This is a genomic window from Bordetella hinzii LMG 13501, from assembly GCF_001548475.1.
GTDB lineage: Bacteria > Pseudomonadota > Gammaproteobacteria > Burkholderiales > Burkholderiaceae_B > Bordetella > Bordetella hinzii.
Genome location: NZ_LRUJ01000070.1, coordinates 1 through 8,217, shown reverse-complemented (window position 1 = coordinate 8,217; position 8,217 = coordinate 1). Strand labels below are relative to the sequence as shown.

The window sequence follows — 8,217 nt, the reverse complement described above, 5'->3', positions numbered from 1 at the left end:
GCAGGGCGTCCTGGACTTCGAGGGCAGCCCGGTCAAGGCCCTGCCGGCCGACATGGCGCGCCGCGGCATCGCCTATGTACCCGAGAACATGGGTATCTTCGCCGGACTGTCGGTCAAGGAAAACATCCTGCTGGCCGCGCGCCAGGCCCGCCGTGCCCGGGACCTGGACAGCGCCCGGCTGGAGTGGATATTCGGATTCTTTCCAGCCCTGCGCAAATTCTGGCTCTATCAGGCCGGCAACCTGTCCGGCGGGCAAAAGCAGATGCTGGCGGTGGCGCGCGCCATCATCGAGCCCCGGCGGCTGCTTATCGTCGATGAGCCCAGCAAGGGCCTGGCGCCGGCCATCGTGCAGAACATGATCGCCGCCTTTGTCGAACTCAAGCGCAGCGGCACGACCATCTTGCTGGTCGAGCAGAACTTCGGCTTCGCCCGCCAGCTGGGCGACCACGTCGCCGTCATGGACGACGGGCGTGTGGTGCATGCCGGCGGCATGGCCGAACTGGCCGGCGATGAAGCCCTGCAACAACGCCTGCTGGGCCTGTCCCTGGGGAGTCACCAATGAATGCCGCGATTTCCGCCGCCGATGGCAGCCTGCCGGCCGCGCGCCGCGACTACCTGCCTGCCCTGCTGGTGTTGGGCCTGGCCCTGCTGGCCCTGCCGCTGGTGGGCTCCTGGTCCACCTGGCTCACGCTTACCGTGGCCGGCCTGGCCATGGGCATGATCATCTTCATCGTGGCCTCCGGCATGACCCTGGTCTTCGGCCTGATGGACGTGCTCAATTTCGGCCACGGCCTGTTCATTGCCATCGGCGCCTATATGGCGACCACGGTGCTGTCGCTGATGGGCGGCTGGACGGACAACCCCAGCCTGCTGGCCAATCTGGGCGCCATCCTGCCGGCCATGATCGTCGGCATGCTGGTGGCCGGCGCGATAGGCGCGGTGTTCGAGCGTGTGATCGTGCGGCCCGTCTACGGGCAGCATCTGAAGCAGATCCTCATCACCATGGGCGGCATGATCATCGGCGAAGAACTCATAAAAATGATCTGGGGCCCGCAGACTATCGCGCTCACCCTGCCTGAGGCTTTGCGCGGCGCGCTGCTGCTGGGCGATGCGGCTATCGAGAAGTTCCGCCTGCTGGCCTTGGCGATCGGTCTCATCGTGCTGGCCCTGCTGCTCTGGGTGCTCAATCGCAGCAAGCTGGGGCTGCTGATACGCGCCGGCGTCGAAGACCGCGAAATGGTAGAAAGCCTCGGCTACCGCATCCGGCATCTTTTCGTGGCCGTGTTTGTGGCCGGCTCCATGCTGGCCGGACTGGGCGGCGTGCTTTGGGGCCTGTATCAACAGTCCGTGGTGCCGCAGCTCGGGGCCCAGGTCAATGTGCTGATCTTCATCGTCATCATGATAGGCGGCCTGGGTTCGACGGCCGGCTGCCTCATCGGCGCGCTGCTGGTCGGCCTGATGGCCAACTACACGGGATTCCTGCTGCCCAAGGCCGCCCTCTTCTCCAATATCGCCCTGATGGTCGCCGTCCTGCTGTGGCGGCCGCAAGGCGTCTACCCTGTTGCGCAACCGCGTTAGCGCCATGTCATTACTCTCCGGCGATCCACCCCGCAGCCGGCTCCTGGCCCTGCTGCTCATCCTCATACTGGTGCTGCTGGCCGTGGCGCCGTTTGCCTTTCCCGGCCCCCGCGCCCTGGCCGTGGCGGCCAAGATCCTGATCTTCATCGTGCTGGTGGCCAGCTACGACCTGCTGCTGGGCTACACCGGCATCGTCAGTTTCGCGCACACGATGTTCTTTGGCATCGGCGCCTACGGCGTGGCCATCGCCAGCACGCGCATGGAGCCGGGCTGGACAGCCATAGGCCTGGGCCTGCTCGTCGCCTTGGCCCTGTCCCTGCTGTTTGCCCTGTTGATCGGCCTGGCCAGCCTGCGGGTGCGGGCCATCTTCTACGCCATGATCACCTTGGCGGTCGCCGCGGCCTTCCAGACGCTCAGCTCGCAGCTGTCCTGGTTGACAGGCGGCGAGGATGGCTTGAATTTCAAAGTGCCGCAAATACTGCGACCGGCCTACAAGGCCTTCTCCCAGCCAGTGCTGGGCCTGAACATCGACGGGCGCATCATCACCTACTACCTGATTTTCCTGGCCACGCTGGTGCTCTTCCTGCTGTTGCTGCGCATCGTCAATTCGCCTTTCGGGCGAGTGCTGCAGGCCATCCGCGAGAACGCCTTCCGCGCCGAGGCCATCGGCTATCCCACCGTGCTCTATCGCAGCGCGTCCAACGTGCTGGCGGCGCTTTTTGCCACCGTGGCGGGCGCGCTATATGCGCTCTGGCTGCGCTACAACGGTCCGGACACCACCCTGTCCTTCGAGATCATGCTCAACATCCTGCTGATGCTGGTCATCGGCGGCATGGGCACGATGTATGGCGCGGTGCTGGGCGCGACCCTGTTCGTCTTTGCGCAAAGCTATCTGCAGGATGGCCTGCATGTCCTCCACGAATCCGTCTCGGCCATCGGCTTCATCGCGCCGCTGTTCGAGCCCGACCGCTGGCTGCTGTGGCTCGGCGTGCTCTTCGTGCTGTCGGTGTATTACTTCCCCGGCGGCATCGCCGGCAAACTGCGGCGCTGAGCGCGGCGCAGCCCCGGCCGGACGGGCAAAAAAAAACGGCAGGGAGCAATCCCTGCCGTTTTTTTTTCCGCGTGCATCCCGGAGCGGGCCCCGGAACGCCGCGAAGGCACAACTTAGATGATGCGCGCCGCTTCGACCAGACGCACCACACGCCACGCCTTGGAGCGCGAGATGGGGCGGCCTTCCGCGATTTCGACGGTATCGCCTTCGTTGTACTGGTTGGTTTCGTCATGGGCCTTGTACTTGGCCGAGCGCATGACGATCTTGCCGTAGATGGGGTGCTTGACGCGGCGCTCGACGAGCACGACGACAGTCTTGTCCATCTTGTTGCTGACGACCTTGCCGACCAGCGTGCGCTGGCGCTTGGTAACCTGGGTGTTTTGCGTTTCGCTCATGTTTATTTCCCTGCCTTCTGGGTCAGCAAGGTACGCACACGCGCGATATCGCGACGCACGTTGCGCAGCTGGCTGGTGTTGGCAAGCTGCTGCGTAGCCTTCTGCATGCGCAGACCAAATTGCGCCTTCAGCAGGCTTTCGAGCTCTTTGCCCAGCTCGGCGGCGTCTTTCGAACGGAGTTCGCTAGCTTTCATATTTGTACTCCTTAAGCACCGATATGACGCGCAACGAACGTGGTCGAGATCGGCAGCTTGGCGGCGGCCAAGCGGAACGCTTCGCGCGCCAGCTCTTCGCTGACCCCTTCCATTTCGTAGAGCACCTTGCCGGGCTGGATTTCCGCGACCCAGTACTCGGGGTTGCCTTTACCGTTACCCATCCGGACTTCAGCCGGCTTTTGCGAGATCGGCTTATCCGGGAAGATACGAATCCAGATACGGCCGCCACGCTTGATGTGACGGTTGATGGCACGACGAGCGGCTTCGATCTGACGGGCGGTCAGACGGCCACGGCCGGTGGCCTTCAGGCCGAATTCGCCGAAGGACACGTTGGTGCCGCGAGTCGCCAGGCCGGTGTTGCGGCCTTTCTGCTCTTTGCGATACTTTCTGCGAGACGGTTGCAGCATTGTTATTCTCCTTCAGGCGCCGGAGCCGCGTCCGCCTTGCGGGGACCACGACCACGACCACCCGGACGGCCGTTGCGGGCACCATCCGGACGGTCGCCACGGGGGGCGCGACGCGGACGACGCTCTTCTTCACGCGGGGCGGCGGTTTCAGGGGGCAGCTCGCCATTGGCCAGCATGTCGCCCTTGTAGACCCACACCTTGATGCCGATCACACCATAGGTGGTGTGGGCTTCGGAGGTGCCGTAGTCGATGTTCGCCTTCAGCGTGTGAAGCGGCACGCGGCCTTCGCGATACCACTCGGTGCGAGCGATTTCGATACCGTTCAGACGGCCCGAGCTCATGATCTTGATGCCCTGGGCGCCCAGACGCATGGCGTTCTGCATGGCGCGCTTCATGGCGCGGCGGAACATGATGCGCTTTTCGAGCTGCTGGGCGATCGAGTCGGCGATCAGCTGCGCGTCGGTTTCCGGCTTGCGGATTTCCTCGATGTTGACGTGCACGGGCACGCCCATCAGACGCTGCAGATCAGCCTTCAGGCTTTCGATGTCTTCGCCGCGCTTGCCGATCACCACGCCCGGACGAGCCGAGTAGACGGTGATGCGGGCATTCTTGGCGGGACGCTCGATGACCACGCGACCGACCGAAGCGCTCTTGAGCTTCTTCTTCAGGTATTCGCGCACGCGGATGTCTTCGGCCAGCATGCCGCCGAAAGCCTTGTCGTCAGCGTACCAACGCGAGGACCAGTTACGGGTGACCGCGAGACGGAACCCAGTGGGGTGAATTTTCTGACCCATCTTGACTCCTTAAGCTCCGACCTTGACCGTGATGTGGCAGGTCTGCTTCTCGATACGGTTGCCACGGCCCTTGGCGCGAGCCGAGAAACGCTTCATCGATTGAGCCTTGTCCACGTAAATCGTGGTGACCTTCAGCTCGTCGATGTCGGCGCCGTCGTTGTGTTCGGCATTGGCGATGGCGGACTCGACAGCCTTCTTCAGGATGCCGGCAGCCTTCTTCGGCGAGAAGTTGAGGATGTTCAGCGCCTGGGCGACCGACTTGCCGCGGATCAGATCCGCGACCAGACGGGTCTTCTGGGCCGAGATGTGAACCCCACGGATAATGGCAGTAGTTTCCATCGCTTACCTCTTCGCCTTCTTGTCCGCGGCGTGACCCTTGAACGTGCGGGTCAAGGCGAACTCGCCAAGCTTGTGACCGACCATGTTCTCGTTGATATAAACGGGAACGTGCTGGCGGCCATTGTGCACAGCGATCGTCAGACCGATGAACTCGGGCAGGATCGTGGAACGGCGCGACCAGGTTTTGATCGGCTTCTTGTCTTTGCCCGTCACGGCCGCTTCCACCTTCTTGATCAGGTGCGCGTCGACAAACGGGCCTTTCTTGATCGAACGTGACATAGTGTTCGCCTCTTACTTGCGCTTGCGCCGTTGGACGATCATATTGTTCGTCCGCTTGTTGCGACGGGTCTTGTAACCCTTCGACGGAGTGCCCCACGGGCTGACCGGCTCGCGAGCTTCGCCAGTGCGGCCCTCACCACCACCGTGCGGGTGGTCGATCGGGTTCATGGCGACGCCACGGACCGTCGGGCGGATGCCACGCCAGCGCATGGCACCGGCCTTACCGATTTGGCGCAGGCTGTGTTCTTCGTTACCGACTTCACCGATGGTGGCGCGGCACTCGATGTGCACGCGGCGCACTTCACCAGAGCGCAGACGGACCTGGGCGTAGGTGCCTTCGCGGGCCATCAGCACGGCGGAAGCGCCGGCCGAACGGACCATCTGAGCGCCCTTGCCGGGGATCATCTCGATGCAGTGAATCGTCGTACCCACCGGGATGTTGCGGATCGGCAGCGTGTTGCCGGCGCGGATCGGGGCTTCGATGCCCGAGATCAGCGTGGCGCCCACTTCCAGGCCGCGCGGAGCGATGATGTAGCGACGCTCGCCGTCGGCGTAGCACAGCAGGGCGATGTGAGCCGTGCGGTTGGGGTCATATTCCAGACGCTCAACCTTCGCAGGGATACCGTCCTTGTTGCGACGGAAGTCGACAACACGGTAGTGCTGCTTGTGGCCACCGCCACGATGGCGAACCGTGATGTGACCGTTGTTGTTACGGCCCGAACCACGGGTCTTCTTTTCGAGCAGGGCGGCGTGAGGCGCGCCCTTGTGCAGCTTGGGGCTGACGACCTTCACCATGCCACGGCGGCCAGCCGAGGTCGGCTTAACTTTAACGAGGGCCATTTACTTCACCTCCGCAAAGTCGATTTCCTGGCCATCCTTGAGCGAGACGTAGGCCTTGCGCTCATTGCGGCGGCGGCCAACGAAACGGCCAAAGCGCTTGACTTTGCCCTTACGGTTGAGGACCTGCACGGCTTCGACCTGCACCTTGAAGAGCAGTTCGACGGCAGCCTTGATCTCCGGCTTGGTAGCGTCGGCCACCACACGGAAAGCGATTTGCTGGTTCTTCTCGGCGACGAACGTGGCTTTTTCAGTCACGACCGGCGCGAGAATGACTTGCATCAAGCGTTCGGCGTTCATCCGAGCATCTCCTCGAGTTGCGCGATGGCCGGCTTGGTGATCAGCACTTTCTTGTAGTGGATCAGCGACAGCGGATCGGCATAGCGGGGCTCGACCACGGCAACGTGCGGCAGGTTGCGAGTGGCGAGGTAAACATTTTCATCCACCGTGTCGGTGATGATCAGCACGGAATCCAGGCCCAGGGTCTTCAGCTTGGCGGCAGCCAGCTTGGTCTTGGGCGATTCGAGCGAGAAGGTGTCCACCACGGCGATGCGGTCTTCACGAGCCAGCTGCGACAGGATCGAGCGGATCCCGGCACGGTACATCTTCTTGTTGACCTTCTGGCTGAAGTTCTCTTCAGGCGAATTCGGGAACGTGCGACCACCCCCACGCCACAGCGGCGACGAGGTCATACCGGCGCGAGCGCGGCCGGTACCCTTCTGGCGCCAGGGCTTCTTGGTGGAGTGCTTGACTTCAGCGCGGTCCTTCTGGGCGCGGTTGCCGCTGCGAGCGTTGGCCTGGAAGGCAACAACGATCTGGTGCACCAGCGCTTCGTTGAAGTCGCGGCCGAAGACGGTGTCGGGCGCGCTAAACGTGGCGGCCTGACCTTGGTCGTTCAGGAGCTTGAGATCCATTTACTTACGCCCCCTTCTTGGCCGGCGCCTTGACTGCCGGACGCACGATGACATCGCCACCAGCGTGGCCAGGGACAGCGCCCTTGACCATCAGCAGGCCGCGCTCAGCGTCGACGCGAACGACGTCGAGGTTCTGAACCGTACGGGTCACATCGCCCAGGTGGCCAGCCATGCGCTTGCCGGGGAAGATGCGGCCCGGATCCTGTGCTTGGCCGATGGAGCCAGGCACGCGGTGCGAGCGCGAGTTACCGTGCGAGGCACGTTGCGAGCCGAAGTTGTGGCGCTTGATGGTACCGGCAAAGCCCTTACCGATCGTGGTGCCCGTGACGTCGACCTGTTGGCCGGCTTCGAAGACGGATTCCACGGCGATGACCGAGCCAGCCGCGAATTCGGCGGCGCGGGCGGGATCGAGACGGAATTCCTTCAGGATGCTGCCGGCTTCAGCGCCAGCCTTGGCGAAGTGACCGGCCTCGGCCTTGGTCACGCGCGAGGCGCGGCGATTGCCATAAGTCACTTGGATGGCGGCGTAGCCGTCGGATTCCAGGGACTTGACTTGGGTCACGCGGTTGTTGGACACGTCCAGCACAGTGACCGGGATGGACTCGCCTTCCTCGGTAAAAATGCGGGTCATGCCGACCTTGCGACCCACCAGACCCAGCCGATGGGCGGCGGGCGTGGGCGTCGTATTCGACATTGTTTTCTCCATTCCCGACTGCGATTGGTCGGGGCTAATCAGGCAAAGGGTAACGGCCCTCACCCTACAGGACAAAGAACCAGGCGTCGTTCGACGCCATAGTTTCTCTTGCCACAAAATGGCAAGCTTCGCATATTAGCACGTTTTTTGCAGCTGGCACAAGCACTTAGCGCCATCGGGCCTGCTTGTGTGCCGAACGCGACAGCGATGAAAACCGGGCCGGATGAGCCGGCCGCAAAAACAAAATGGCCGCACTTCGATGAAGTGCGGCCATTTGCGGGTCCGGGGACCCGACAGCCTTGCTTACTGCAGAGCGATCTCGACGTCCACGCCGGCCGGCAGGTCCAGACGCATCAGAGCGTCGACGGTCTTGTCGGTCGGATCCACGATGTCCATCAGGCGCTGATGGGTGCGGATTTCGAACTGGTCGCGCGACGTCTTGTTGACGTGCGGCGAACGCAGCACGTCGTAGCGACGGATGCGCGTGGGCAGGGGAACCGGACCGCGGACGACAGCGCCGGTACGCTTGGCGGTGTCAACGATTTCCGCTGCGGACTGATCGATCAGTTTGTAATCGAAAGCCTTCAGACGGATGCGGATCTTTTGGTTTTTCATGGCGTTTCCTAAAGAACGAAAAACGAAGGCGGTCGGCGGCAAGCGGCCAGGCCGCCTTCGTGATGGGGTGCAGCTTAGGCGATGATCTTGGCGACGACG

General features: G+C 63.0%; 14 protein-coding genes. 3 read left to right on the top strand and 11 right to left on the bottom strand.

Features of this window, described 5'->3' with window-relative positions; all coding sequences use genetic code 11:
* The 3 genes from AXA74_RS23350 to AXA74_RS23340 form a co-directional block, all read left to right on the top strand.
* A partial coding sequence (locus AXA74_RS23350; RefSeq protein ID WP_060833335.1) for an ABC transporter ATP-binding protein occupies nt 1–562 on the top strand: 562 nt, incomplete at its 5' end.
* Entirely contained in the window at nt 559–1,578 is a 1,020-nt protein-coding gene (locus AXA74_RS23345) for a branched-chain amino acid ABC transporter permease (protein ID WP_029579980.1), read from the top strand. The genes AXA74_RS23350 and AXA74_RS23345, both read left to right, overlap by 4 nt.
* A gap of 4 nt (nt 1,579–1,582) precedes the next feature.
* Entirely contained in the window at nt 1,583–2,629 is a 1,047-nt protein-coding gene (locus AXA74_RS23340; RefSeq protein ID WP_029579981.1) for a branched-chain amino acid ABC transporter permease, read from the top strand.
* A 113-nt stretch (nt 2,630–2,742) separates the two neighbouring features.
* Here the strand turns inward: AXA74_RS23340 and rpsQ are convergent, their stop codons facing one another.
* The 11 genes from rpsQ to rpsJ all read right to left on the bottom strand — a co-directional run bounded on the left by rpsQ (nt 2,743) and on the right by rpsJ (nt 8,118).
* Nucleotides 2,743–3,024 carry a 30S ribosomal protein S17 gene (rpsQ, locus tag AXA74_RS23335; RefSeq protein ID WP_005017289.1) on the bottom strand — a complete coding sequence of 94 codons (282 nt, stop codon included), beginning with the start codon at nt 3,022–3,024 and terminating at the stop codon, nt 2,743–2,745.
* 2 nt (nt 3,025–3,026) lie between these two features.
* Nucleotides 3,027–3,218, bottom strand: coding sequence for a 50S ribosomal protein L29 (gene rpmC, locus AXA74_RS23330; RefSeq protein ID WP_012415740.1), 192 nt, complete (start codon nt 3,216–3,218; stop codon nt 3,027–3,029).
* Nucleotides 3,219–3,229: 11 nt separating this feature from the next.
* The gene (gene rplP / locus AXA74_RS23325) at nt 3,230–3,646 is read right to left on the bottom strand and encodes a 50S ribosomal protein L16 (protein ID WP_029579982.1); all 417 of its coding nucleotides are present in this window, start codon (nt 3,644–3,646) and stop codon (nt 3,230–3,232) included.
* 2 nt (nt 3,647–3,648) lie between these two features.
* Nucleotides 3,649–4,440: a 30S ribosomal protein S3 gene (gene rpsC / locus AXA74_RS23320; protein WP_032955621.1), complete on the bottom strand. Its 792-nt coding sequence runs from the start codon at nt 4,438–4,440 to the stop codon at nt 3,649–3,651.
* 9 nt (nt 4,441–4,449) lie between these two features.
* A complete protein-coding gene (rplV, locus tag AXA74_RS23315; protein WP_029579984.1) occupies nt 4,450–4,779 on the bottom strand; it encodes a 50S ribosomal protein L22 in 330 nt (109 codons plus the stop codon).
* 3 nt (nt 4,780–4,782) lie between these two features.
* Nucleotides 4,783–5,058, bottom strand: a complete 276-nt coding sequence (gene rpsS, locus AXA74_RS23310) for a 30S ribosomal protein S19 (protein WP_005017283.1) — start codon at nt 5,056–5,058, stop codon at nt 4,783–4,785.
* 12 nt (nt 5,059–5,070) lie between these two features.
* Nucleotides 5,071–5,898, bottom strand: coding sequence for a 50S ribosomal protein L2 (gene rplB / locus AXA74_RS23305; protein ID WP_029579985.1), 828 nt, complete (start codon nt 5,896–5,898; stop codon nt 5,071–5,073).
* The gene (gene rplW / locus AXA74_RS23300) at nt 5,899–6,195 is read right to left on the bottom strand and encodes a 50S ribosomal protein L23 (protein WP_005017278.1); all 297 of its coding nucleotides are present in this window, start codon (nt 6,193–6,195) and stop codon (nt 5,899–5,901) included.
* On the bottom strand, nt 6,192–6,809 hold the full coding sequence (rplD, locus tag AXA74_RS23295) for a 50S ribosomal protein L4 (RefSeq protein WP_029579986.1): 618 nt from the start codon (nt 6,807–6,809) through the stop codon (nt 6,192–6,194). The genes rplW and rplD overlap by 4 nt, the downstream gene beginning before the upstream one ends.
* 4 nt (nt 6,810–6,813) lie before the next feature.
* Nucleotides 6,814–7,503: a 50S ribosomal protein L3 gene (rplC, locus tag AXA74_RS23290; protein ID WP_032955622.1), complete on the bottom strand. Its 690-nt coding sequence runs from the start codon at nt 7,501–7,503 to the stop codon at nt 6,814–6,816.
* 303 nt (nt 7,504–7,806) lie between these two features.
* The gene (gene rpsJ / locus AXA74_RS23285; protein WP_003806903.1) at nt 7,807–8,118 is read right to left on the bottom strand and encodes a 30S ribosomal protein S10; all 312 of its coding nucleotides are present in this window, start codon (nt 8,116–8,118) and stop codon (nt 7,807–7,809) included.
* Nucleotides 8,119–8,217: the final 99 nt, after the last annotated feature.

Excerpts from the sequence above, each read along its gene's own strand:
- AXA74_RS23345 (WP_029579980.1), top strand. The coding sequence starts at position 559 with ATGAATGCCGCGATTTCCGCCGCCGATGGCAGCCTGCCGGCCGCGCGC.
- AXA74_RS23340 (WP_029579981.1), top strand. The coding sequence starts at position 1,583 with ATGTCATTACTCTCCGGCGATCCACCCCGCAGCCGGCTCCTGGCCCTG.
- rpsQ (WP_005017289.1), bottom strand. The coding sequence starts at position 3,024 with ATGAGCGAAACGCAAAACACCCAGGTTACCAAGCGCCAGCGCACGCTG.
- rpmC (WP_012415740.1), bottom strand. The coding sequence starts at position 3,218 with ATGAAAGCTAGCGAACTCCGTTCGAAAGACGCCGCCGAGCTGGGCAAA.
- rplP (WP_029579982.1), bottom strand. The coding sequence starts at position 3,646 with ATGCTGCAACCGTCTCGCAGAAAGTATCGCAAAGAGCAGAAAGGCCGC.
- rpsC (WP_032955621.1), bottom strand. The coding sequence starts at position 4,440 with ATGGGTCAGAAAATTCACCCCACTGGGTTCCGTCTCGCGGTCACCCGT.
- rplV (WP_029579984.1), bottom strand. The coding sequence starts at position 4,779 with ATGGAAACTACTGCCATTATCCGTGGGGTTCACATCTCGGCCCAGAAG.
- rpsS (WP_005017283.1), bottom strand. The coding sequence starts at position 5,058 with ATGTCACGTTCGATCAAGAAAGGCCCGTTTGTCGACGCGCACCTGATC.
- rplB (WP_029579985.1), bottom strand. The coding sequence starts at position 5,898 with ATGGCCCTCGTTAAAGTTAAGCCGACCTCGGCTGGCCGCCGTGGCATG.
- rplW (WP_005017278.1), bottom strand. The coding sequence starts at position 6,195 with ATGAACGCCGAACGCTTGATGCAAGTCATTCTCGCGCCGGTCGTGACT.
- rplD (WP_029579986.1), bottom strand. The coding sequence starts at position 6,809 with ATGGATCTCAAGCTCCTGAACGACCAAGGTCAGGCCGCCACGTTTAGC.
- rplC (WP_032955622.1), bottom strand. The coding sequence starts at position 7,503 with ATGTCGAATACGACGCCCACGCCCGCCGCCCATCGGCTGGGTCTGGTG.
- rpsJ (WP_003806903.1), bottom strand. The coding sequence starts at position 8,118 with ATGAAAAACCAAAAGATCCGCATCCGTCTGAAGGCTTTCGATTACAAA.